Here is a 24975-nt window from a genome sequence, read left to right on the forward strand (position 1 = left end):
AATCTCCGATGGCACGGCCCTTCCTGAAAGACCCGCGAGGCGCAAGCCTCGTCGCTCATGGTGCCAGACTGCCGGCGCCCGATCGTCGGTTTGCCCGGTCCGGCTCACGCCGGAGGCTGGCGGCTACGCCCGTCCGAACCACCCGCTCACGCGGGTGGTCACGTCGTTCGCGATTCCCTCGGTCAGGCATCAAGTCCTTACTCCGGGATTGGCGCTCTCGTCCGCCGGGGCGTCGCCGCATTTCGCCTTCACCCGCTCCTGGTAGTGGCCGATCATGTGGGCCGAGATCCGGCCGACGACGGCCTCCCAGACGCGATCGACCTGGGTCGCCTGGAGCAGCCCGTCCACGGCCGAGCCGGCCGACTGCTTGAGCGTCTCGATCGCCGCGGCGGCCGCCGCCATGGCCTTCAGCTCCACCTCGGTCTGGCAGTGCGAGTAGGCATTGGCGATCAGGCTGACCGACGGCAGCAGCGGCACCGGATCCTCGAGGTTGACGTACCGGAAGATCCGGCCGGCGAACTGGTCCTCGAAGGCCTTCGAGGCGGCCGGGTTGCCGATCATCGGCGCCCCGAACGTGACCACCTCGTGGACCGAGAGGAAGCTCCGCTCGAGCCGCCAGGCCGCCATCAGGGCGAGCGCCCCGCCCAGGCTGTGGCCGGTCACCCAGAGCGGCCGCTCCTTGGCATCCACCGCCCCCTGCACCGCCGCGAGGAGCGGATCCCAGATCTCCGCCAGGGCCCCCATGAACCCGCGATGGAACCGCGCGCCCACGCCGGCCGCGGCGAAGTCCGTGCCGATCCGGCCCTCGGGGATGATCAGGTAATTGTTCGCGTTCGTGAGCAGCCAGTCCTTCAGCCCGTCCAGGGTCGTCGGCGCCTGGGAGCCGCGGAAGGCCACCACGATGGCCCCGTCATTCTGGCCCACGTAGACCTGCGTGTTGTCCGCGCTGATCAGGCGGGCCTCCAGCCCGAGCTCGTCGCGGAAGGCCGAGGCCGCCTCGGCCTCGTCGAAGTAGGCCAGGCTGCACGCCTCGGCCAGGAACAGCGCGTTCCTCGGGTCGCCGGGCTTCGTCGGATCCAGCACCAGGGGCGAAGGCATCGCCACGTTCCTCCGAGATCAGGGTCGAACCGAGATGGGACGCGAGACACGGGACAGCTTGAGTGGGCCTACCGGAGCGCCCGGCGGCCGGCCCTGGCCTTCTTCCATTCGTCCACCGTCTCCTTGCCGACGCCGGTACCGCTCAGGTCCAGTTGCATGAGCGACTCCTTGCCGCCGAGCGCCCCCTTGAAGCCGCCATCGGTCACCTTCGTGTTCTTGAGCCTCAGGGTGGCGAGCGCGGGGAGATCCTTGAGGACGTCGAGGCCGGCGTCGGTGACGGCCGTGTTGCTGATGTCCAGCTCCTTGAGGCGGTCCATCCCGCGGAGCCCCTGCAAGGTCGCGTCGGTCACGTCGGGGTTGGCCATCTGGAGCACGACCACGTCCCGCTTCGAACCGAGCCAGCCGTAATCCTTGCGGTCCCAGCCGGTGATCGTGATGTGCCGCTCCCCGTCCACGATCCGTTCCCGCGGCCCCAGGTCGATGGGCATGAGCAAGCGATAGATCGCCGGGAACGTGATCAGCGCCAGCCCCAGGGCGATCAGCCCGAGCGGGGCTAGCCCCTTGCGCCAGTTGCGGAAGGCCCGGAAGACCAGCCCGATGCCTCCGACCAGGACGCACGCCAGGCCGGCCAGGTTGAAGTAGAGCGCGTAGTTGTCCATCATCGTCGTGGCAGGCGACCTCGTGATTCCGATTGTCGTCGACGCATCGCGCAGAATCCGCCGTGACGGGATGCGATGCGCTCCAACGAGCCCCGCCCCCCCGCGACCGGCCCATCATACCACGGGGCCGCCCGGCTGCTCCACGCCCTCACGCCGGCTCTCTTCCGCGGCGGTCAGAAGAAGCTGGCGCCCACGTTGACGGTCAGCGCCAGGATGGTCGCGTTGAAGAAGAAGGCGAAGGCGCAATGGAGGGTGGCGATCCGCCTCATGGTCCGGGAGGTCAGGCCCACGTCGGCCGTCGCGCAGGCGGTGCCGATGACGAAGGCGAAGTAGATGAAGTCCCAGTAATCCGGCGCCTCATGGCCGGGGAATTCGAGGCCGCCCTCGGGGTCGTCTTCCGGCCCGGCGTAGTACTCGTGTGCATAGTGGATCGCGAAGATCGCGTGGGCGAACGCCCAGGACAGCAGGACCGTGAGGCTCGCCAGCGCGACGTGCTGCCAGCCGTCGCGGCCGGACATCGACTTCGCGGCGGCCATCTCCGCCATGGTCCCCCCGAGGCTGACGAGCGCCGAGACGGCGACCAGGACGAGGATCGCGATCTGCCCCTCGTCCTGCATCGCCGCGCGGTGGCGGATCTGATCGATCCCCGATCGCGCCATCATGACCGTCGCCAGGACGAGATAGAGCGCCGAGGCGCAGTCCCACGCCACGAGCAGCCGCGTCGAGACCCTCCATCCCTGGGGCAGCAGGAACCAGAGGACCACGCCGACCGCCGCCGCGGTGAAGAAGCGGGGCTGGGCCTTCAGGAAGAGGACGGGGTTGATCATCATCCTGCTCCCGAGGCTACGGCGGCGGCGGCCGGCAACCCTACCTCCCCCCCGGGACGCGCAGGGGACGGACCGGCTTCCCCTCGCGGCCGGATCGGTAGATAGCATCGATCAGGGCGACGACGCGGCGCCCCTCCTCGGCGGTGACGGCGGGGGGGCGATCGTCGAGGATCGCGCGGAGGAAGTCCGCGATCTGGAGGCGGTGATAATGGAGGATCGGGTCGATGGCCGCGAACTGCGCCACGTCCTCGGCCTCGTACCGAGCGAGCGCATCCTCCTCGCCGGGGATCGTCCAGACGTCGTTGCGAGGGGGCTCGGCGATCGGGGTCATCCCGGCGATGAACGTGGGGCCACGGTCGGTCTCCACGCCGATCGAGGCGCCGGTCTCGCCGTGGATGTGGACCTTGGTGTGCAGGCCCGGCTTCTGGGAGAGGCTGCTGACGATCGACCCGAGCCCGCCGCGGGCGAACCGGAGCGAGGCCACGACGGTGTCCTCGACCTCGACGTACGGGTGGTTCAGGTTGGACCAGTAGGCGGAGACCTCCGCGACGATGTCCCCCATCAGCCAGAGGAGCAGGTCGAGCATGTGGGGCGACTGGTTGATCAGCACGCCGCCCCCCTCCGTGTCCCAGCGGCCTCGCCACGGGTCGGATCGGTAGTAAGCCTCGTCGCGCCAGCTATACATGGTGAAGCCGCCGAGGACCGGCCGTCCCACCTTGCCCGCGTCGATCGCCCGCCTCATCCGCAGGACAGGCTCGAACCACCGCCGCTGGCTGATGACGCCGAGCTTCACCCCGGCCCGACGAGCCGCGGCGATCATGTCGTCGCAGTCGTCCACCGAGGCGGCCATCGGCTTCTCCACCAGGACGTGCGCGCCGGCCTCCGCGGCCAGGATCGTCGGCTTCGCATGCTGCGGGTGGGGCGTGCAGAGGAAGACGGCCTCGACCCGGCTGGACCTTAGCAGCTCGCGGAGGTCGGCGAACGGCGCGACGCCGAACTCCTCCCCGAAGGCCGCCGCCCGGGCCGGGTCGGGGTCGCAGGCCGCGACGAAGTCCGAGTCCTCGAGCGATCGCAGGGCCTGAGCGTGGATCCGACCGACCTTGCCGCAGCCGACGAGCGCCGTGCGGACGGGAGTTCTCGACATGACCTGCCTTTCGCGTCTTGCGGGCGCCTCGCCCCGTTCCCATCGAGCGGGCCTTCGATCGACAGCCCCCCGGACGGGTATCCGAGGCGACGGCCGACTCGTGCCGGTCCTACTCTCGAGGGAATATGTAGGCTCGCGGGGGCCCCACGTCCACTCTCGCAGGCTGATCTTCCTCGGGCAGGAGAAGGCCCGCCTGTGCGCCCTCCGCCTCATCAAGGCGGCAACGACTCTATGATACCATGGACCCAGAGTCATCCTAGTCGGCTTCCACGAGCTCAATCTTCCACGAAACGCACCGACCGGTGCACGACCGACGACTCGGCCCGTCGTCGCGGGCGAGGACTCCGGAGGGCGCCATGACATTGAAGCTTGCCGCATTCCCCAAGTGCTACATCGACCAGATCGCCGGGGACCGGACGATGTCGGTCTTCGACTGGATCGAGATGGCCCGTTCGCTCGACGCGGATGGCCTGGAGATGTATGACGGCTTCTTCGAGAGCCTCGATGATGCCTACATCGATTCGGTCGGCGAGGCGATTCGAAATGCGGGCTTCGCCATGCCCATGCTCTGCTGCTCCCCGGACTTCACCAACCCCGACCCCGACGGCAGGAAGCGAGCCGTGGCGAGGGAGGCGCAACTCGTCGCCGTCGCCCGGCGGCTCGGCGGCGCCGGGGCGGTCTGCCGCGTCCTCTCCGGCCAGCGCTACCCCGAGGTGGGCCGGGAGCAGGGGCTGGCCTGGGTCGTCGAGTGCATCCACGAAGTCCTGCCCGTTGCCCGCGAGCACGACGTGATCCTGGGGCTGGAGAACCACTACAAGGACGGGTTCTGGAAGTATCCCGAGTTCGCCCAGAAGCAGGACGTGTTTCTCGCCCTGCTCGACGCCATCCCGGACCGGACCCACTTCGGCGTCCAGTACGACCCGTCGAACGCGATCGTGGCCGGCGACGACCCGATCGAGCTCCTCCGCCTGGTCGCCGATCGCGTCGTCAGCATGCACGCGAGCGACCGGTCGCTCGCCGAGGGGACGACGATCGAGGAGCTCCGGCAGAGCGACGGCACCCTCGGCTACTCACCCAACCTCCGGCACGGCGTGACCGGCAAGGGGCTCAACGACTATGATGCGATCTTCAGCATCCTGGCCGAGCACGACTACAAGGGCTGGGTCAGCATCGAGGACGGGATGAACGGCATGGAGGAGATGGCCGAGTCCCTGGCGTTCCTCCGCCGGATGATCGCAAAGCATTTCTCGCCATGAAGCCCACCGCATTCCCGCTGAGCCCTGCGACGGTTCACTGCAGGTCGTCCAGCGTGGGCAGGAGCGGCTGGCGGCCGGCCGTCGCGGGGGATGACGCGGCCGGCCCAGGCTGCGGCAGGGAGGCGATCGCCTCCGCGGCCACGGGGCGGACGCAGAGTTCCTGGCTCGACCCGGGATACAGATCCAGCGCGGCCGAGCCCGGCGCCACCCCGACGGTGACCTGGCGCGTCTCCTCAACGACCTTGCTGGAGGCCGGCTGGCCCTCCTCGCGGACGAATCGGATCGAGATCGGGTAATTGCCGGCCACTTCCAGCGTCTTGCGCGCGGGGACGATCCTCGCCTGGTCATCGACGTCGCACTGGAAATCGCAGCCGTTGGCCGAGTTGTCGATGACCACGGTGAACGTCGGCTTCATCAATTGCCAGGCCCGATCCGCGACCGAGAACCGATACGTGCCCGGGGCCAACTGGTAGGTGATGGCGCCAAGGCTCCTGCCCTGATCGTAGGTGATCCGGGACTCGGCCGTGACATCATGGGTTCGCGACTCCCCGGGCTTCAGCTCGTAGGAGACGCCGTCGGTCACGTAATTGACGGAGGCGGGAGCGTCCCTGTCGTTGGTGATCAACGCCCCGGAGCGGGCGGGCGGCTTCGGAGCCTCGGGCAGCGGGGAGACGAGGCGGTTCAGGAGGGGGACGCCCAGGTCCGCAAGGCCAGCCTCCCGGACATCGATCGCGCCACCGCCCGTGCCCCAGAGGCAGACCCGAGGATCGATCGCCTGGACGCTATCCCTGGGCAGGCCGGGGTAGGACACGATCCAGAGGTTCCTGTCCATCGTGACCGCCGTCTCCGCGGCGCTCCGGGCCTCGGCAAGCCTTTGCCGCAGCTCGGAGAGGTTCCGTAGCCGGGAGGCCTCGGCGCGGACCTGATCGGGGGATGGCACGCCCAGGTCGACGAATTCGGGAGTCCGGGCGACCTGATCGTAGGACCTGAACAGCGCCTTCGACGCGCGGTCGAGATCGGCCGCCGACTGCCCTGCGAGCAACTCCTTCTTGAGTGCGCCGAAGCGGGCGCTGACCTCGAGCTTGGAGGGATAGACCTGGGCCCCCGCGTCGACGACCTGGTCGATGATCAGCCCCTGGCGGAGCTCGTCGGCGTCCTGGTACTTGATGTTCTTCCGAGCCAGGCGGTACTGGGGCGTATCCTCGGTGAACGATCGCCTGTAGATGGCGAGGAAGGCCGCCTCGTCGGCCTCCCCGAAGAGGGCCACGCGGAGGTTGTTCTCCAGGCGGTCGATCCCCTCCTCGAGGGATCGAGTCAGCTCCTGTCCCAACGCCTCGCGGACCATGGGGCGGGCGGCAGGGAGGCGGGTCCGGACGGGGCTGCTCGCGATCGCCGCGGGGCGTCCCTGCTCGGGGATGATGTTGGCGGCCGGCGTGGCCGGCCCCGTGGTGTTCGGGCGTGGCGAGGCCGCTGCGGTCGCCGCCGGCGCGGGCGTCGTCGGCGCCGCGACGGCGACGTAGGGACGGCCGTCGGGGTAGTACCAGTTCCCGTCGGTGGCCTGGAACGGCTGGCCGGGGTTCGCCGCCGACTGGGCGGCGACGTAGGGGCGGCCGTCGGGGTAGTACCAGTTCCCGTCGGTGGCCTGGAACGGCTGGCCGGGGTTCGCCGCCGGCTGGGCGGCGACGTAGGGGCGGCCGTCGGGGTAGTACCAGTTCCCGTCGGTGGCCTGGAACGGCTGGCCGGGGTTCATACCCGGCCGGGTATTGCCGGTCGTGGTGGGCTGGCCGTCAGGGTAGCGCCACCTGCCGTCCGGCCCCAGGATCGGCTGGCCGGGATTCGTGACCGTCGGATTGCCGTCGGTCTGTCCGCGACGGCCGTTCGATACCTCCCCCGGGCGCTGTCTCTGGGGCTGCTGCCTGTCTTTCCCGCCATTCCCTTGAAGCGGGACGTTACCGGGGATGATCCGCCCGCCGAGGCCTTGAAGCGGGAAGTTACCGGGGATGGTCATCCCGCCGTTGCCCCTCTGCCCGCCGACGCCAGGTGCCGCGTCCTGCTGGTAGTTCGACTGGCCGCGCTGGCCGCCGCCGATCCGGAACTGGGCGAAGACGGACTCGGGGCTCGCGAGACGGCCGATCAGCAGGATGGAGAACGACACGAGGCCAGCCCGGTTCGGCGCACGCATGGCGATCCACTCCGTGTCGAGAGGGTTCGATTCCGGGGCTCGTCTGGCCCCCGGGGCAGCTCGGGATGTGGGACGGACGCCGGAAGGCGACCGATCCCCAGGATATCATCCGCGTTTTTCAAATCCCCTGAAAAAATGCGACGATTTCCCGGCACGTGACATTTCGCCCCGGGTATTATCCTCGTCCCGTCTCCCCTCGGACGGCCTTGTGCAACCTGGACCGCTCCTCGCTTCACCGGGTTCGGAGTCCGGATCGTCCGGCGGATACCTATAATGGAAGTATGGTGCGCATCCGCGGTCCGGGCCGACCCGGAAGGCCCGAAATCTCCCGCCGGGTGACGATTCCCGAGGAATTGAGCCCATGTCACGATCTCGACGCCTCGGCATGATCTGGGCGACGCTCGGCATGGTCGCCATGCTCGGGTCGGCTTCGCCGCTGCATGGCGACACCTACGCCTTCCTGGTCGGGGTCTCGGAATACGAGAGGAAGGATGAGGTGAAGGCACTCCGGTTCGCCTCCGACGACGTGATCGCGTTCGGCGGGGTGCTCCGCAACGCCGGAGTGCCGGCCAGGAACATCGTCCTGATGCACGACCGGCAGACGAATCCCCGCTTCAGGCCCTCCGGCAAGAACATCTTGAGGGAGATCCACCTGCTGCTGGCGACGCTCGAGCCCGAGGATTCGCTCGTCGTGGCGATGGCCGGACACGGGGTGGAGATCGGCCGGGACGGGGAGAGCTTCTTCCTGCCGGCGGACGCCGACCTCAAGGACCCTGCGACGCTCATCAGCATCAAGACCTTCAGCGAGGAAATCGAGAAATCCCAGGCCGGGCTCAAGCTGCTCCTGGTCGATGCCTGCCGCAACGATCCCGAGGCCGACAACGCGCGCGGACTGGGGGTCACGATGAAGCCCCCACGCCTGCCCTCCGACGTCCCCCTGCCCAGGGGGAGCGCCGCGCTGTTCAGCTGCAACAGCGAGCAGCGGAGCTTCGAGGACCCGGTACTCCGCCACGGCATCTTCTTCAACCAGGTGATCCGGGCGTGGAGCGGGGACGCCGACCTGGACCGCGACCGGCGGATCACGCTCGAGGAGCTCGAGACGTTCGTCCGCCGCGAGACCAAGACCCACGCGCGGGACGCGCTCTCGGCGATCCAGACGCCGGTCTTCCGGGGCGACCACGAGGCCGCCAAGGGCTGGGTGGTGGCGACCCTGTCCAGGCCGCGGGCATCGGCCGGCGGCGGGACCGTCGAGATCATCGATCGGGCCGAGGCCATGCGCCGGCGGGGCGAGGACGCCGCGGCCGAGCGCGATTTCGCGAAGGCCATCCAGGCGGATCCGAATTCCGCGAGGGCGCACCTCGGCCTGGCGCGGATCCATCACGCGAAGGGGCGGCTGCCCCAGGCCATCCGGGAGTACGCCGAGGCCGTCCGGCTCGACCCCGCCGACGCCCAGGGCTTCGTCGGCCGGGCCACCGCCCTCGGGGCCCAGGGCGACCTCAAGGGCGCCCTGGCCGACTACGAGCGGGCGATCCAGATCAATAAGGACCTCGCCGTCGCCCACGTCGGGCAGGGGGCGATCCTCATCCGGCTGAATCGCGCGGCCGAGGCGATCGCGGCCTGTGCGCGGGCGATCGAGATCGACCCCGGAAACGCCAAGGCCTACTTCAATCGGGCCGTCGCCCGCGAGACGGCCGGAGACAGGGCCGGGGCCGCGGAGGACTTCCGCCGGGCGGCCCAGCTCGACCCGCGCCTGGGCACCCCCTGAGCCGTCCCGGCCTCCCTCGCCTCGATCGCACTCACTTGCCCGGATCCGGCGCCGCGACAGGATCATCGTCCCTGGTGTAGCGGACGCTGATCGCGGCCCGCAGGCGGCCCGTCTTGCGCTCGACCTCGGCGAGATCGGCCCCGGTGATCGGCCCTCGCGCGGTCGCCCGGACGGAGCGGGCTTCCATCCCCTCGTCGGGGGGCGGGTTGCCGTTCGTCGGCCAGGCTGCGGCGAAGCATGCGGTGATCATGCCGAGTTCCGCGGATGGCACGTTCAAGCGCTCGGCCGCGGCGCTCCCGGGATACTCGGTCACGACGAACTCCTCCGCCAGGTCGTTCGTCCGGTGCCATCCGCTGATCACGCCGCTGGAACGCGGGGGGATGATCACGTAGCTGTATTCCGGATGCTCGCTGAACGTGAAGAGGCCCAGGCCGTCGATGGTCAGGGTCGCGGCCACCTCGAACGGGGCGTCGTTGATCAGCTTGATCGCGTACCGCTCGCTGGTGCGAATGCTCAGATAAGCCTGACCGTCCACGACCTTCGCCGGACGAGGCCGGATCGCCCCGCCTCGGGAGGGTCCGGCCAGGACCTCGATCGCGAAGGGGCTCTTCGGGCCGGCCGAGATCCGGCCGGAGGCGACGTGGGCCGTCGGCTTCTGGAGCCCCCGCCGGATCGCTCGCTCGCGATCCACCTGGACGGGCTCGATCGGGACGGACATCGTGGCCCCGACCAGGCCGGCGATCGAGGTGAGGTTGTCGACATCCACGCTCTGATCGGCCAGCGACCGGCCGCTTTCCCGGTCGACCACGCGGCCGTGGATCCGTACCACGACGGTCTTCCGGGCGGGCTCCTCGGCCTGTCCGTAGTCGCCCATGACCTCGAGCCGCGAGCCGTTCTTCACGAGCACGTCCCGCCGCTTCAGCTCGCCCTCGAGCGCCTTGCGGATCCCGGGCGCGCCGTTGACCGCCAGGTTTGCCGGGGCGGTGAACGAGCGGAGGACGATCGTCGCCTCGCCCTCGGCGTCGACCGCCTGCTTGATCCGTTCCGCCAGCTTGCCCAGCGCGCGGTTCAGGTCGTCCGCGCGGGCCGGGGCCGCCGGGATCGCGACGTTGAGGGCGAGGCAGAGCGAGAACGCGGCGAGGGCTCCGGCGCGGCCGGTCGACGTCAGGGGCATGGCATTGTCCTGGTTCCGGCTTGATTTGTTGGTCCCGCGAGGCCCCCGGGCGGATCGACACGACTCAGACTAACTCACCCCGCGGCCCGCAGGCAATCGGGAGCGAGATCCGGCCCGCGGCGTCCCGGCCGCGAAAAGCACTTCGACCCGTCCTTGTCTCGCCCGACACAATGGGACAACATTGCCGTTCTATCCTTGCCCCGGAATAACCGGGCCCGGACGCCCCGAGATCGAGGCGATCAGAATGCGTGATCGACGTCTGCTCCGGATCGCCGCCGCACTCTTCCTGGCCCCGCTTATCGCGTCGCCGGCGCCGGCCCAGCGACGGGCGAAGCCGGGAGAGGCGTACGCGCTGCTCGTGGGGGTCCGGGCCTACGACCCGAACGAGTTGCACGAACTGGCGTATCCCGAGCACGACGTGACCGCCCTGTCGGAAGCCCTCCGCGCCGGCGGCTACAGCGCGACGAACGTCGTCCTGATGACCCAGACGCTGGGCGCCACGCGGCCCCGGCTCCTGCCGCTGGCGGCCAACATCCGCAAGGAGCTGAAGCTCCTCCTCCAGGACCTTGAGCCGGCCGACTCGGTCGTGGTGGCCTTCGCCGGGCACGGCGTGCAGTTCTCGGGGGAGAAGTCCAACTTCTTCTGCCCGGCGGACGCGAAGCTCGCCGACCGCTCGACGCTGATCCCGTTGGACGACGTCTACAAGGAGCTGGAAGCCTGCAAGGCCGGGCTCAAACTGCTCCTGGTCGACGCCTGCCGCAACGACCCGCGGACGAAGAACTCGCGGTCGAGGGCGGAGGTCGAGCTCGAGAGCCTGAACCGGCCGCAGGTGGTCCCGCCCCCGGGCGGGGTGATGGCCTTCTTCAGTTGCTCCGAAGGGGAGAAGGCCCAGGAATATGAGGAGCTGAAGCATGGGGTCTTCTTCCACTTCGTGATCAAGGGCCTCGGGGGCGAGGCCGACCTGGACGGCGACGCACTGATCTCTCCCGAGGAGCTGGCGCAGTACGCCAGACGCCGGGTGCGGGACTACGTCAGGGAGAAGAACGGCGTCCGGCAGATGCCCGAGCTGCGAGGCACCACCCGCGACCTCCTCCCGGTCGTCCGCCTGGCCCGCCGGGCCGAACCCGACGCGACCCGGGACCGCCCGAGCCGCGGCGGCGAGGCCGCGGCCCCGATCTCCAACAGCCTGGGGATGAAACTCGTGCCGATCCCGGCCGGCGAGTTCCTGATGGGCTCGACGGACGACGAGGACGCGGAGGACGACGAGAAGCCGAGCCGCCGCGTCCGGATCACGCGGCCCTTCCTCCTGGGGACGACCGAGGTCACCGTCGGCCAGTTCCGACGGTTCGTCGAGGCGACCGGCTATCGCACCGAGGCGGAGCGCGGCGGCAAGGGATGCCGGGGCTGGAACGAGTCGAAGGCGAAGTTCGAAATCGACCCCAGGTACTCCTGGCGCGGCCCCGGCTTCCCACAGGCCGACGATCATCCGGTGACGAATGTGACCTGGAACGACGCCGAGGCCTTCTGCACATGGCTGGGCTCCCGGGAGGCGACGACCTACCGGCTGCCGACGGAGGCCGAGTGGGAGTATGCCTGCCGCGCCGGGACGACCTCGCGATTCTCCTGCGGCACCGATCCGGAGGCGCTCGCCTCGGTCGCGAACGTGGCCGATGGGACCGCCAGGTCGAAGTTCCCCGACTGGACGACCATCGCCGCCGCCGACGGCTACGTCTTCACCGCCCCCGTCGGCAAGTTCCGCGCGAACGCCCGTGGCCTCCACGACATGCACGGGAACGTCTCGGAATGGTGCCAGGACGGCTACGACGCGCGCGCCCATAAGCATTCGCCCGCCGACGATCCGGTCGGGCCGAAGGACGCGTCTCGCAAGGTGTACCGCGGCGGGAGCTGGGCCGACGAGCCCCGGTACGCGCGGTCCGCCCGCCGCGTCGGCATCAAGCCCGATTACCGCTGCTACGACCTGGGCTTCCGCGTGGCCCGGGCCGCGGCACCTCCCTGATCCCCCCGGCCGGCGGGATGGCTTCGGGCTACCGCCGCCGTCGCTGATCGATCCCGGGGGGGGACGTCCGTGCCCCGGCGGAGCCGGACCGCCGAGGGCGCAGACACGGATTCGCGATTCGTCCGTTACATCCGGGCGGCGGAGATAGGACAATGTCGAGTCTCGGGAAGGAATCGCCCCGGCACTCGTCAGGCACCCTGAGAACGGCGGTCCGGAGGAGGACGATCCCGATCCGGCCCGAGCGCCACGCCCGGATCCTATGGGATTGGAAGTGGGCCTCGTGCCGGCCGGGGCGGCCACGACTCGATCCTCGAGAGGCGGGACGACACGTTCACCCCGGAGGCCGTCATGACGCTCCGCCTCGAAGCTGACGCCGAACCCGTCACCGGGTATCGCCTCGTGCGAAAGCTCGGCGAGGGGGGCGTGGGCGAGGCCTGGGAGGCGATCGCGCCGGGAGGCGTCCGCGTCGCACTCAAGTTCATCCGCCTCGGCTCGGCGCTCGCCCGGCCTGAGATGCGCTCGCTGGATTTCATCCGCGACATCCGCCATCCCCACCTCCTGGATATCCAGTTCATCGTCCAGGTGGACGATCGCCTGGTCGTGGCGATGCCGCTGTGCGACAAGTGCCTGACCGATCGCCTGACGGAATGTCGCCGCGAGGGCCTCTCCGGCCTGCCTCCGGATGAGCTGATCGGCTACATGGGCGAGATGGCCGCCGCGATCGACTTCCTGAATGAGCCCCGGCATCGAGCGGCGGACGGCACGCTCGTGGGGATCCAGCACCGCGACATCAAGCCTCACAACGTGTTCCTGGTGGGCGGCTCGACGCGGCTGGCGGACTTCGGACTGGCCAAGGTGGTGAAGGACGGCCTCGAGGATCATTCCGGCTGCATGACGCCCCACTACGCGGCGCCCGAGCTGCTCGAGGGCAAGATCAGCAACCGGAGCGACCAGTATTCGCTCGCCATCACGTACGTCCAGCTCCGGACCGGCCAACTTCCGTTCCGAGGCCCGGTCGCGGACGTGATGCTGGGCCACCTCCGCGACGAGCCGGACCTCTTCGGCCTGCCGGTCGGCGAGCGGGCCGTCGTCGCCCGCGCCCTCGCCAAGAAGCCCGATGACCGCTGGCCAAGCTGCCGCGAGTTCGTCCGGGACCTCGAGCGGGCGGACCGCGATCGGGCCCGGCGGCGCAGGCAAGAAGACCTTGCCGAGCCAACCGTCGCCCCGGGTGTCGACCTGACCTGGAGCCCAAAGCCGCCGTCGACTCATCCGGCCGCCGTCTCGACCGCCGTCAAGGAGACGCCCGATCCTCGCCCCGTCGCCGCGGCCGACTGGAAGGGCCATGAGCCGGCGCCGCGGCACCGCCTGGGCCGGGCGATCGGCCTGGCGGCCGCGCTGGCGGTCGTCGGCCTCCTCGCGGTCCTGGCCGTCCCGCTCGCCACCCGGTGGTCATCGCTCAAGCGCGAGCAGGCGAGGCCCGATGCGGGTGGGCCGGCACCTGAGCCGTTGGCCGGGGCCGCCGAGAGCCCGTCGTCTCCGCCCCCTTCCCTGAATCTCGTCATGGCGAAGGAGGAAGCGAAACCCGGCTCGCCTCCTCACCATGAGGAAACGGGAGGGCGCGGATCGACCGAGCCTCAACGCGTGACTCCCGGGCCGGACTCGAAGCCCGCTCCGAAGCCCGCGGCCGATCCCAACCTGCCCGTCAAGGCTCGTGCCTTCCTCAAGGCGCAGTGCCATCGCTGCCACGGCGTCCGGTTCGAGGTGCCCGGATATGACGTGCTCGACCGGGACGGCCTGGTTGCCAAGCGGGGCGAAGGGCAGAAGCCGTACGTCACGCCGGGCAAGCCCGAGGACTCGGAGCTGTGGAAGCGGCTGGGCGAGGACAGGGACATGCCCCCGTCCGGACCGCTGCCGGACGACACCGAGCGCGCGATGATCCGGGACTGGATCGCATCCGGCGCCACCTTCCCCCGCGACGGCCGCCGCAAGCCGGTGAGCGATGCCGACATCCTGGGGACGATCGTCGGACACCTCCGGCGGCTCGACCCGGCCGAGCGGCCTCGCTGGCGATACTTCACGCTGGCCAGCCTGCACAACAACCCCGGCGTCCCCGACGAGGAACTGCGGCTGGCGCGGGCGGGGATCTCCAAGCTCCTCAACAGCCTGAGCAGCCGGCGCAAGATGGCGGTGCCGGAGGCCCTGGGCCCGGAACAGGCCGTGCTGGCGATCGACGTGACCGCGCTGGGCTGGGATGCCCGCGAGATCTGGGACCAGATCCTCAAGCGGTATCCTTACGGCCTCAGCTACCGCAACCGCCCCTCCGGCGATCCGCTCCGCCCGCTGGCCATCGAGCTCGAGGAGCTCGTCGGCGAGGACGCCGGGCCGCCGGACGTCCGCGCCGACTGGTTCCTGGACGCGGCGGCCCGCCCCGCGCTCTATCAGGCGATCCTCGATATCCCCGCGACCGCCGACAAGCTGGAGGCCCGGCTCGGCGTCGACGTCCGTCGCGATTTCCTCAGCGACCAGCTCCGCCGGGCCGGGTTCACCACGAGCGGCGTCTCCAGCCAGAATCGGCTCGCCGATCGCCACAATCTGGCCAGCGGCTACTACTGGAAGAGCTACGACTTCCGGAACACCGACGGCACGGGCAACGTCTTCCGCTACCCGCTCGGCCCGGCCTTCGCGGACAATCCCTACCCGAGGCTGGCCTTCGAGCATGCCGGGGGCGAGATCATCTACAGCCTTCCCAACGGCCTCCAGGCATACATGCTCGTGGACGCGAAGGGGGACCGGATCGACAGCGGCCCGGCCGAGGTCGTCGGCGACTCGATGCGGACCTCCGGCACGACCCTGATCGTCGCCGGCCTCTCGTGCATGGCCTGCCATCGCGACGGCGTCATCCGCTTCCAGGACCGCCTCCGCGCGGGGACCGCCGCGGCCGGCTCCGCCCGCGAGAAGGTGGAGCGGCTCGTCCCGGCGAAGGCGGAATGGGACAAGATCCTCGCCGGCGACGAGGCATTGTTCCTGGCCGCGGCCGAGCAGGCGACCGGGCCCCTCCTCCGGGTCGGCGCGGATGAGGGGAAGCCGGTCCGCGACTTCCCGGAGCCGATCACGGCCATCGCCCGCCGCTACCAGAAGGACATGGGGGCCGACGCCGTCGCGGCCGAGCTCGGCATGGCGGACTCGAAGGGCCTGCTCGACCGGATCCGCGACAATCCCGCGCTCGGCAAGCTCGGCCTGGGCGTCCTGACCGACGGCGGCACGCTCAAACGCTCCGAATGGGACTCGCTCAAGGATCGGACCCTCTCCATTTTCCACGAGGTCAATCTCCAGATCCGTCGCGGCACCCCACAGCGGAGGTATTGATCGTCCATGCCGGCGGAGTGGCCTGGATTCGGCCCGATCGATCGAAATCGGAGGGAAAGGGCAGTGAAGTCGCGAACAAGCTCGAATGATCGAAGGTGGTCAAGCCGGGCCTTCCTGCTGTCGGCGGCCCTGTCATTCGCGGCCAGCTCCTGGGCCGTCGCGGCGGGCCCGCTCGAGGCGGAGATGGCCGAGCTGGCCAGGCAGGTTCACGGAGCCGTCAGGGACCGAGGCAACGCGGTCCAGGTCGGCGAGTTCGTCGCCAGGGGGGACGTCGCACGCCACGGCGCGACCGGCGGGCCGGCCATCGCCAGGTCGCTGATGGAGCAGCTCCAGAAGAGGGGCGTCCAGACCACGAGCAAGGCCGACCTGATCGTCTCCGGCGAATTCCGGGACATCACCGACAAGGCCACGAAGCTGACCGCGCTCATGATCAAGGCGCACATCGAGGATCGCCAGGGCGAGCCGATCCTGGAACTCGCCTCCCGCGGGGTCTTCGACCTGACGACCTTCACCTCCCTCACCGGCATCACCCTGATCGCACCCCCGAAGGCGAAGCCGGAGGAGCGTGAGAAGGCCCTCAATGACGCCCTCGACGCGGTCAAGCCGCCCCACCTCGACAGCACCCGGATCTCGGCCCGCTCGGGGAGCCCCTACTCGATCGAGATCCTGGTCGGGCCGGACCCCGGCGAGGGGCCGCTCGACCTCCAGTCGTACCGGCCCCGGGCCGCCACGATCGGCAAGGACGGCCTGGCGTTCGTCAACATTCATCGAGGCGAAGTCTACGCCGTGAAGGTGACCAACCGGGCCGATCACGACCTGGCGGTCACGCTCGCGATCGACGGCCTGACGATGTTCGCCTTCAGCGAGACCAAAGGCTACGAGGTCGTCATCGTCCCGAAGGGCAAGGAGGGCGTCATCCCCGGCTGGCACATCACCAATGAGCGGTCCGACGCCTTCCACGTCTCCGAGTACGCCCGAAGCGCCGCGGCCAGGCTCCTCCCCTCGTCCTCGACCATCGGGACGATCAGCGTCAGCTTCAAGGCGGCCTGGCCCGGAGACGCGCAGCCGCCGGCCGACGAGGGGGACGTCGACGGGCGCAGCCGCGACGCCGACGCCACCGCGCGCGGCAAGCGGGTCGACGCCAGGGATACACGTTATGGCGAGATGACCCGCAACGTGGGCAAGCTCCGCGAGTCGCTGAGCGTCCATTACAACAAGGCCGTCGAGCCGGCCGACCTGCCGGGCTCGAAGCCGAACTGAGCGGGGACCCGCGATGGCGTGTCGTCACGACGCCTTCCGCAGCGTGGCCTCCGGCCAGCCCCGGCCCCCGGTGCAGTTGTCGCAACGGCCGCACAGGGCATGGGTCGTATCCGGTTCGAAGTCGTCGAGGACGTACTGCCAGCGACATCCCCGCCGCTCGGCCAGCTCGAGGATCCTGCGGAGCTTGAGCTGCTCGCGGTGCTCGCGATCCTCACACTCGCGCGCGATCCGCCCGAGCTCGCAGGCGGTGAGCTCCGGCTCGAGCAGGAGGAAGCGGCCGGCGAGGTCCTCCTTCACTACGCGACGGGTCCGGAAGAGGTTGAGCGTGGCCTTGAGTCGCGTGGGCGGCAGCGGCGAGATCGCCTGCAATTCGGACAGCGTCGGCGGGGTCTCGCTCAGTCGCCTGAGGGCGTGATGGGCGTTGACCAGGTCCTCCGCCGATGGATGACGGCCGGCCTGGAAGAAACGGTGGAGCTTCTGGTCGTCCTCCACGTAGACGAGCTCGCAGAGGGCGGGCTCGCCATCGCGGCCCGCGCGGCCGATTTCCTGGTAGTAGGCCTCGAGCGTCCCGGGCAGGTGGGCGTGGATGACGAAGCGGATGTCCGGCTTGTCGATCCCCAGGCCGAATGCGTTCGTGGCCACCATCACCGGGAGCTCGCCGCTCATGAACGCGTCCTGGCTGGCGGCGCGATCGGCGGCCCTCATCCGCCCGTGGTAGGTCGCCGCGGGGAGTCCGTCCTCGCGGAGCCGGTCGGCGATCTCGCCCACGGCCTTCACGGTCGCCGCATAGATGATCCCGCCGCCGAGCCCGGACCGCGCACACCGCACCACGACCTCGGACACGCGATCAAGCCTCTCGCGCTCGTCGCGGGCCCGGGTCACGGCGAGGTGCAGGTTCGGCCGGTCGAAGCCCGTGTGGACGACGCGGGCGTCAGGGATTCGGAGCTGACGCAGGATGTCCTCGGCCACGTCGCGGGTCGCGGTCGCGGTGAGGGCCAGCACGGTCGGCCGGCCAAGGTCCTCGATCGCGTCGCCGAGCGCCAGGTATTCGGGGCGGAAATCATGCCCCCACTGGCTGACGCAGTGGGCCTCGTCCACGACGAAAAGGTCGACCCGCGTGCGGCGTAGCAAGGCCCGGAACTCCGGGACCGCGAGCTGTTCCGGAGTCGTGAAGAGGAACGCGGGGAAGCCCCCGGCGATCGCCGCCTCCGCCGCAGCCCGCTCCGCAGCCGAGAGCGAGCTGTTGATCACGAGGGCGGCGAACCCCCGGGCGCGGAGTGCCTGGGCCTGGTCCTTCATGAGGGCGATCAGCGGGCTGACGACGACCGTGGCCCCCTCCATCTCCAGCGCCGGGAGCTGGTAGCAGAGGCTCTTGCCGGAGCCCGTGGGCATGAGCACCAGCGTGTCCCGCCCCTCGAGCGCCGAGCGGACCACCTGCTCCTGGCCGCGTCGGAACTCGTGGAATCCGAAATGTTCACGCAACCGGCTCGATAGCGAGGCGCGGTCTTGGGCCGACCCCGCGGCTGAAATCCCTGGCATTGGCCTGCTGCCCTCGATCATCCATCGCCGCGAGGCCCGGAGAGGCCGGCCTCGAAGGCCCTGGCTCGTCGCCACGGCCCAAAGATAGGGCAAACGCGATGCCGGGAATGAGCGAACCACGGAGGCGCATTGGCACGGGGTCGAGGAGGCGGAGCACGTGGCTACCGGAGGCGGCCCCGGCCGCCGGATGGGCGAACCGAGGCAGCCCCATGAGCGCGTGCTCACCGGCACGCCTTGAGGAAGGCCACCAGGTCCGCCAGGTCTCGTTCGGTGAGCTGCTGATCCAGGCCGGCCGGCATGACCGAGACGGTCCCCGGGCGGATCTCCTCCACGTCGGATCGGGCGATCCGCGCCTCCTGGTTCACGCCCGTGACCAGGAAGAGCTCATCGGAGGTCTCACGCTTGAGCAGGCCGCTCGTGACCTTGCCGTCGGACGTGGCCACGACGATCGGCTCGAAGCTGCGGACGAGGCTGGCGCTCGGGAAGACGATCGCCTCCAGGAGGTCCCGCTCGGTCCGAATCTCGCCGATCTTGGTCAGGTCCGGCCCGACGTCGCCGCCGCGATAGCCGATCGCGTGGCAGGTGAAGCAGGAGGCCTTCTCGCTGAGGAAGACGGCCTGCCCCTTGCGCACGTCGCCGCCGGCGAGCTTGGTGCAAAGGTCGTCGACCCGCGCCCGCTGTTTGGCGGCGTCGGCGTTGAGCTTGGCGTAGACCGCCTCGGCGGCGGCCTGGACCGGGGCCCCGTACTTCGCGAGATGCTGCTTGATCAACTCGGCCCGCAGGCTCGAGAGCGACGGCGACTCGCCCAGGGCCTTGACCAGCCCCAGGCCGACCGCCTCGTCCGTCGATTGCTCGAAGGCCGTCAGCAGGCGATCGACCTCGAGCGGCCCGGCCGTCCGGAACGCGGCGGTGAGGTCCTTGAGCTGGGCCGCGGAGAGCCCGGCCGCCGCGATGGCCGCCGCGGCCGAACCCCGGATCGCCGATGGCTGATCGCGGTCCAGGTGCTCGACGAGGAAGCCCAGCAAGGCGTCGTCGAGCGGCCTCACGCCCCCCGGGACCGCGGCCAGGGCCGCCAGCCGGAGCGCCTCATCGGCCCTGCCGTCGCGGCCGATCGCGGTCAGGACGGGGATGAGTGGCTTGCCCCGGTCCGCGGAAGTCGCCAGCGCCGCGGCGGTCGCCACGCCCTGGCGGGTGAGCTCCAGAGCCTCGGGCTTCTCGCCCCTCGTTGCGAGCGCCTTCGTCAGCGACGCGATCCACGAACCGGGCGCGTCCTTGAGGCCCGCGCGGGCCATGGCGCGCGCGGCGATCAGGCGGGACCCCGCCGGGGCCGTCGCGTCGGCGAGCACCTCGGCGAGCAGGGCCTGGATCTCCGCCGAGCCGGCGAAGCGGGCGAGCAGCCGTTCCAGCTCGGCCCCGTCGGCGACGCCGGCCGGCCCCTTCGCCAGCCGCTCGCGGCAGGAGCCGGCGAGGGCGCCGCCCCACTCGGGATGCCGGCCCAGGATCCACGACGCCGCCTCGCGGAGCGGCGGATCGGTCGAGGTCAGCAGGCCGGCGACCTCGCGAGGGTCGAGCGAGCCGCCTTCCATCTGATCCAGGGCGATGATCGCCCCGCGGCGGACGGCCGGGTTGGGCGATTGGACCGCTTTCGCGGCGGCGTCGCGGTCGCCGATCTCGATCGCGGCGTAGATCAGGGCATGCTCGAGCTGACGGTCCGTCTTGTCGGCCAGCCCTTGCAGGAGCGCGGGCACCGCCGATGGATCGCCGATCCGCCCCAGCGCCTCGGCCGCGGCACGGCGGCCGTGGGCCGAGGGCTGGCCGAGCTTCGCCACGAGCAGGGCGACGGCATCCCGGTCGCGGTGAAGGCTGGCGACCTGGATCGCCGCCCGGGCCGTGTCGGGATCGGGATCCTCGATCGCCGACCGGACGAATGACCTCGCGACCGGGGCCTCGATCCGCGCCGCCGTCCAGACGGCATTGCGGCGGCCGAGCGGCGACGTGACGTTGTGGGGAGCGAGCGCCAGGATCGCCGCCTCGCCGCGCTTGCCGAGGGCCTCGATCGCCCGATGCTGGACGGCCGGGCGCGGGTCGCCCAGGAGCTTCGCCAGGTCGTCGGGGGAGAGCCCCTTCCAGTCGATCGCCAGGCCGCGCGGATCGGCCACGCGCGGGGCGTCCTTGCGGCGGACGCGGTAGACGGCGCCCAGGACGTCGGGCTTCTGGATCTGCGAGCTCGGGCAGCAGAGCTTGTACCAGCCGCCGGTGTCCACGACGACGAGGCTGCCGTCGGCGTCCTCGACGACGTCGGTCGGGTGGAAGTCCACGTCCGGGCTGGTGACGAACGGCTCCTCGGTGGCCGTGAACGTCGAGCCTTCCGGCTTGAGGACGTGCCGGCTGACCTTGTGGAGGTTGAAGTAGCAGGCGAAGAGGTTGTCGCGATACTCCGGCCCGAGCGCATCGGACTCGTGACGATTCAGGCCGGCGGGCGCGGCCGGCCCCATGTGCAGGAGCACGGGCATCACCTCGGGCCCGGTCCACCTGTGGCCCGGCTCGAAGATCGGGGAGTGGACCTTGCCGTAGATGCCGCCGTAGATGGCGTGGATCAGGCCGTCGCGCTTGCCCCCGCCGGGCTGTTGCAGGAAGGTGCAGGTGAAGATCCGGTCGCCGCCGGGCGTGAAGGTCACGTCCACGGGGTTGTCCATGCCGCCGGTCATCACCGGCTCGATCTCCGAGCCGTCGGGCCGGGCGCGGAAGATGTGGGACGCCTTCGAGGCGTAAGGTGCCTTGCCGGGCCGATCGATCCTCTGCTCGGCGAAGGCCCCCTTGCACCAGTAGATGCGGCCGTCAGGCCCGAGATACGGCCCGTGCAGGTCGTTGGCGCAGCCGGTGAGCGTCCGGTGCAGCCACTCCTCGCGACGGTCCGCCACGCCGTCCCCGTCCGTGTCGGTGAGCTTCCAGATGCTCGGCGGCGCGGCGACGAAGAGCGAGCCGTCGTGCCAGAGCGTCCCCTCGGGGAACATCATCCGGTCGGCGAAGACGGTCCGGGTCTCATACCGGCCGTCGCCGTCCTTGTCCTGCAGCTTGACGATCCGATGGGTCCGTTCCACGAGCTGCTTCTGGACGGGATCGTTCGAGCCGGAGGAGTCGGCGACGTAAAGCGCCCCGGCCTCGTCGAAGGCGACCGTGATCGGCCGGTCCGTGACCGGCGGCCCCGCGACCAGCTCCGCCACGAACCCGTCCGGCACCTTGAGCGTCCGCTCGCCGATCTTGAACTCGCCGGCCGGGGCGGATGCGGAGATGCCGACCAGGCCCGAGAGGAGGCTCAGCCCCACGACCAGGATCGGGCCCCGCCCCCGCGAGCGCCCGCCGCGTGCACTGGTATTCATCAAAGTACAAACTCCCTCTTGCGCGTGGAACCCGATTCACCGCGAACCGAGCGACCGCTGCGTGATCCCGCCCCGTTGCGTCAACCGCCCGGCCGTTGCCCGCGGGACGAAGGACCGAAGGGGGTATTCTACCACGGATGGCGCCGATATCACGGATGAGATGCGGGCGGCCCGGTGGCCCTGACCCGCGGGGGTTGGGCGTCTGCTATCCGCTTGGCGCAACAGGGCATGGGGCCTAGAATTTGGCGTAGATTGAATGCCAGAATTCACCGCTTCCCGAGAATGCAGAGGTTTCCGGTCAGGCTCGTCCCTGGAATTCGATCGAAGCAGCGAAGACCGGCCATCTCCGATCGACGGACCTCAGGGGAAGCAAGAGGCTTCAGAGGTGCAACCATGTCTCCTCAGAGCGTCCATGCCGAGAGCTTGTGGCAGCGTCGTCGCCGCGCCCTCGTGAAGGCGCGGAGGCTGACGAGCATGCTTCAAGGAACGATGGCCCTGGAAGGACAAGGCCTCGACAAGAAGGCGCTTTGGGCATTGACCAAGGAGTCTGCCCGCGAGCTTCTGAGCTTGGATCGCTAGCCCATGGTCGATCGGATCAAGGTCATCTTCGGTGACTCTCTTCCAGGGGAAACCCCGATCGATGATGCCTCTGGGCTGAAGATCTTCGGCCTTACCACCCGGGCGCAGCTCAACTTCGAGGAAGCTCGGAATATCCGCAAGGCTCTCCTCAAGTATTTCGGAGGCGACCTGTCTGAAGAGCTCGCCCCCTTCGACCTGGAGTGGTCCAAGGCCCTCCATCGCGAGATGTTCGGCGATGTGTGGGACTGGGCCGGGCTGTTTCGCTCCCGCGATCTCAACCTCGGGGCCCCCTGGCTCCAGGTCCCGCAGCGGCTTCACGATCTCTTCGAGGACCTCAGATTCTGGGAGACGGAAGGGATCGACCTGATGATCCAGGCGACACGGCTCCATCATCGAGCCGTCGCGATTCATCCCTTCCTCAACGGGAATGGTCGCTGGGCGCGGATGCTGACGAACATCTGGCTACACCTTCACGGACTCGCGGACATCGCCTGGCCTGCCATGGAGGGCACGACGAGCCCGATACGGGGGGAGTACATCGAGGCCCTCAAGAGCGCCGACAATGGAGATGAAGAGCCCCTCCTCAGCTTGCACCGGCAGTATCTCAGGGACGAACCGCCGCCCGCGAGCTGATGGTCCCGGCGTGTACACACCCGCCGCAACTCATGAGGGTCCGATGGACGGCCGGCGCGGGGACAAACAAGTCATGATCACGTCAATGTTTTTTGCCTCGACTAAACTATCTCTCTTCGTCACCATGACGCCCGTTGCCTTGAGAGAGTACATCCCGCGACTACACCCGTCACCTCCGGACCAACTCGGCTGCCGGTGCCGGTCCAATCCGTGGCAACACGTCTCTTGAGCTCATTCGCTTCGCAAGGGCCTGTGGTATTTCGGCAATCGAACGGACCCGGCAAGTCCCCCCCACAGCCATCGAACTACCCTCGCCGCCAGGACATGGAACGCCACCAGCGCGAACTCCATCCCCAGGTTCGCGAGGAAGCCGAATCGGGCCGGATCGGGCCCCCTGAGGGCGTCATACAGGACGTGGATGGCCGCCGTGCAGGCGAGGGCGAGGAGGCCCATGGCCAGCAGGAGCATCCCGCCGTAGGCGACATACCGGCGGGTCACCCAGTACCGCGGGATCAAGGCGCGGTGGTTGATATGGACGGCCGCGGCGAAGGTGATCACCAGGAGCAGGCTGGCGAGGACGTTCAGCCCAAGGGTCGGATGATTGTCCCGAGAGACGATCACCCAGAAGCCCAGGACGGCGGCCCAGGCCAGGGCCCGGTGCGCGATCCTGCGTCGCGCCGCAAGCGTCATCGCGCCGATACCACCTCCGCCCGCCTCGCCTCGATCCGGGCGACGTGAGCGGTGCCCCACTCGCAGAGCGGGCGGAGGGCCTCCGCCAGGGAGACTCCGAACTCCGTCAGGGCGTACTCGACCCGCGGCGGGATCTCGCGGAAATCCGTCCGCGAGACGATGCCGTCGGCCTCCATCTCGCGGAGCTGCTGGATCAGCATCTTCTCGCTGATCCCCTCCACCAGCCGCCGCAGCTCCCCGAAACGTCGCGGCGTACCGGCCAGGTTCCAGAGCACGATCGGCTTCCACTTCCCCCCCACCACCGCCAGCGCCGCCTCCAGGCCACAGCCAGTCAGCGGCCTTCGCCTCGCCATGATCGGACCTCGATTCTCGGATGATACTTACGAAAAGGTTGGTACTTGCCTTGTCGATAGCTTCCTCCATAATACCGCCCGGTGAGAGAGATCAACAGTCCCGGGGGAGGCGGATCGATGGGCAAGCTCGACGGAAAGGTCGCGGTGGTCACGGGGGGGAACAGCGGGATCGGCCTGGCGACGGCCAGGCGGTTCGCGGCCGAGGGGGCGCGTGTCGTGATCACGGGCCGGAGGAAGGAGGAGCTCGACCGGGCGGTCGCGGAGATCGGCCGTGGCGCGATCGGCGTGCAGGGAGACGTCGCGAGGCTCGACGACCTGGATCGGCTCTACGCGACGGTCAGGGAGAAGCACGGGCGGATCGACGTGCTCTTCGCCAACGCGGGGATCGCGGAGTTCGCGAAGCTCGGCGAGATCACGGAGGAGCACTTCGACCGGATCTTCGGCATCAACGTGAAGGGGCTGCTGTTCACCGTGCAGAAGGCGCTGCCGCTCTTCGCCGACGGCGGGTCGATCATCCTCAATGCCTCGATCGTCTCGATCACGGGGATGCCGGCGTTCAGCGTCTACAGCGCGACGAAGGCGGCGGTGCGGTCGTTCGCCCGGAGCTGGACGACGGACCTGAAGGATCGGAAGATCCGCGTCAACGCGATCAGCCCCGGGCCGATCGACACGCCGGGCGTCGATGGCGTGGTCGGCTCGAAGGAGGCGGCCGACCAGTTCAAGGCCGGCCTGGCCAGCCAGGTCCCGCTCGGCCGCATCGGCGACCCGGACGAGATCGCCAAGGCGGCCGTGTTCCTGGCCTCCGACGACGGCAGCTTCGTCACCGGGATCGAGCTGTTCGTGGACGGCGGGATGGCGCAGGTCTGAGCAGGCTGCGCCGCGATGAGCATCTCGGCGAATGGTTGGCAGTCGGGACGCTCGCGAAGGTAGAGTGAACTTGCGCGAGTCGGCTCGATGGAGAAGGAGGGGAGGGGAATTGCTCAGTCTCATCGCCGCCTATTCGATTTTCGCAGCCGTGCCGCTCTTCGTGTTCGCTCAGCTCTTCGTGAACGA

17 protein-coding genes are annotated in these 24975 nt (G+C 69.6%); 7 read left to right on the forward strand and 10 right to left on the reverse strand.

Annotated features, from left to right (window positions below; genetic code table 11):
* Positions 1-189: 189 nt before the first annotated feature.
* The 4 genes from G6O54_RS04375 to G6O54_RS04390 form a co-directional block, all read right to left on the reverse strand.
* Positions 190-1098: a lipase family protein gene (locus tag G6O54_RS04375; protein ID WP_165220558.1), complete on the reverse strand. Its 909-nt coding sequence runs from the start codon at positions 1096-1098 to the stop codon at positions 190-192.
* A 68-nt stretch (positions 1099-1166) separates the two neighbouring features.
* Positions 1167-1760: a leucine-rich repeat domain-containing protein gene (locus tag G6O54_RS04380; RefSeq protein WP_165220561.1), complete on the reverse strand. Its 594-nt coding sequence runs from the start codon at positions 1758-1760 to the stop codon at positions 1167-1169.
* 170 nt (positions 1761-1930) lie between these two features.
* A complete protein-coding gene (locus G6O54_RS04385; protein WP_165220564.1) occupies positions 1931-2584 on the reverse strand; it encodes a DUF1345 domain-containing protein in 654 nt (217 codons plus the stop codon).
* Between the two features lie 40 nt (positions 2585-2624).
* Complete coding sequence (locus tag G6O54_RS04390; protein ID WP_165220569.1) at positions 2625-3728, reverse strand: Gfo/Idh/MocA family protein; 1104 nt, start codon at positions 3726-3728, stop codon at positions 2625-2627.
* A gap of 356 nt (positions 3729-4084) precedes the next feature.
* Here G6O54_RS04390 and G6O54_RS04395 point away from each other — a divergent pair, with 356 nt between their 5' ends.
* Positions 4085-4984 (forward strand): sugar phosphate isomerase/epimerase family protein, encoded by a 900-nt coding sequence (locus G6O54_RS04395; RefSeq protein ID WP_165220572.1) that lies wholly within the window; start codon positions 4085-4087, stop codon positions 4982-4984.
* Positions 4985-5018: 34 nt separating this feature from the next.
* Here the strand turns inward: G6O54_RS04395 and G6O54_RS04400 are convergent, their stop codons facing one another.
* Positions 5019-7166: a hypothetical protein gene (locus G6O54_RS04400; protein WP_165220575.1), complete on the reverse strand. Its 2148-nt coding sequence runs from the start codon at positions 7164-7166 to the stop codon at positions 5019-5021.
* Positions 7167-7527: 361 nt separating this feature from the next.
* Between G6O54_RS04400 and G6O54_RS04405 the strand changes: the two genes are divergently transcribed.
* Positions 7528-8931 carry a tetratricopeptide repeat protein gene (locus G6O54_RS04405; protein WP_165220612.1) on the forward strand — a complete coding sequence of 468 codons (1404 nt, stop codon included), beginning with the start codon at positions 7528-7530 and terminating at the stop codon, positions 8929-8931.
* A gap of 31 nt (positions 8932-8962) precedes the next feature.
* On the opposite strand, the gene G6O54_RS04410 is transcribed toward G6O54_RS04405, so the two are convergent.
* Positions 8963-10105 (reverse strand): hypothetical protein, encoded by a 1143-nt coding sequence (locus G6O54_RS04410; protein ID WP_165220615.1) that lies wholly within the window; start codon positions 10103-10105, stop codon positions 8963-8965.
* 244 nt (positions 10106-10349) lie between these two features.
* Between G6O54_RS04410 and G6O54_RS04415 the strand changes: the two genes are divergently transcribed.
* The 3 genes from G6O54_RS04415 to G6O54_RS04425 all read left to right on the forward strand — a co-directional run bounded on the left by G6O54_RS04415 (position 10350) and on the right by G6O54_RS04425 (position 16748).
* A complete protein-coding gene (locus G6O54_RS04415; protein ID WP_165220635.1) occupies positions 10350-12122 on the forward strand; it encodes an SUMF1/EgtB/PvdO family nonheme iron enzyme in 1773 nt (590 codons plus the stop codon).
* 348 nt (positions 12123-12470) lie between these two features.
* The gene (locus G6O54_RS04420) at positions 12471-15488 is read left to right on the forward strand and encodes a protein kinase domain-containing protein (protein WP_165220638.1); all 3018 of its coding nucleotides are present in this window, start codon (positions 12471-12473) and stop codon (positions 15486-15488) included.
* A gap of 63 nt (positions 15489-15551) precedes the next feature.
* On the forward strand, positions 15552-16748 hold the full coding sequence (locus G6O54_RS04425; protein ID WP_165220641.1) for a hypothetical protein: 1197 nt from the start codon (positions 15552-15554) through the stop codon (positions 16746-16748).
* 24 nt (positions 16749-16772) lie between these two features.
* Here the strand turns inward: G6O54_RS04425 and G6O54_RS04430 are convergent, their stop codons facing one another.
* Complete coding sequence (locus G6O54_RS04430) at positions 16773-18230, reverse strand: RecQ family ATP-dependent DNA helicase (RefSeq protein ID WP_165220644.1); 1458 nt, start codon at positions 18228-18230, stop codon at positions 16773-16775.
* A 278-nt stretch (positions 18231-18508) separates the two neighbouring features.
* Positions 18509-21667: a PVC-type heme-binding CxxCH protein gene (locus G6O54_RS04435; RefSeq protein WP_165220647.1), complete on the reverse strand. Its 3159-nt coding sequence runs from the start codon at positions 21665-21667 to the stop codon at positions 18509-18511.
* Positions 21668-22249: 582 nt separating this feature from the next.
* On the opposite strand from G6O54_RS04435, the gene G6O54_RS04440 reads away from it, so the two are divergent.
* Positions 22250-22879 (forward strand): mobile mystery protein B, encoded by a 630-nt coding sequence (locus G6O54_RS04440; RefSeq protein WP_165220650.1) that lies wholly within the window; start codon positions 22250-22252, stop codon positions 22877-22879.
* Between the two features lie 231 nt (positions 22880-23110).
* Here G6O54_RS04440 and G6O54_RS04445 read toward each other — a convergent pair whose 3' ends face one another.
* Both G6O54_RS04445 and G6O54_RS04450 read right to left on the reverse strand, forming a co-directional pair.
* Positions 23111-23569: a hypothetical protein gene (locus G6O54_RS04445; RefSeq protein WP_165220653.1), complete on the reverse strand. Its 459-nt coding sequence runs from the start codon at positions 23567-23569 to the stop codon at positions 23111-23113.
* Positions 23566-23922 (reverse strand): winged helix-turn-helix transcriptional regulator, encoded by a 357-nt coding sequence (locus G6O54_RS04450; RefSeq protein WP_165220656.1) that lies wholly within the window; start codon positions 23920-23922, stop codon positions 23566-23568. Before G6O54_RS04450 ends, G6O54_RS04445 begins: the two co-directional genes overlap by 4 nt.
* A 117-nt stretch (positions 23923-24039) precedes the next feature.
* Between G6O54_RS04450 and G6O54_RS04455 the strand changes: the two genes are divergently transcribed.
* Complete coding sequence (locus tag G6O54_RS04455) at positions 24040-24789, forward strand: SDR family NAD(P)-dependent oxidoreductase (RefSeq protein WP_165220658.1); 750 nt, start codon at positions 24040-24042, stop codon at positions 24787-24789.
* The last annotated feature ends 186 nt before the right edge of the window (positions 24790-24975 follow it).

It is taken from the genome of Aquisphaera insulae (assembly GCF_011064615.1).
In the GTDB taxonomy this organism is placed as follows: domain Bacteria; phylum Planctomycetota; class Planctomycetia; order Isosphaerales; family Isosphaeraceae; genus Aquisphaera; species Aquisphaera insulae.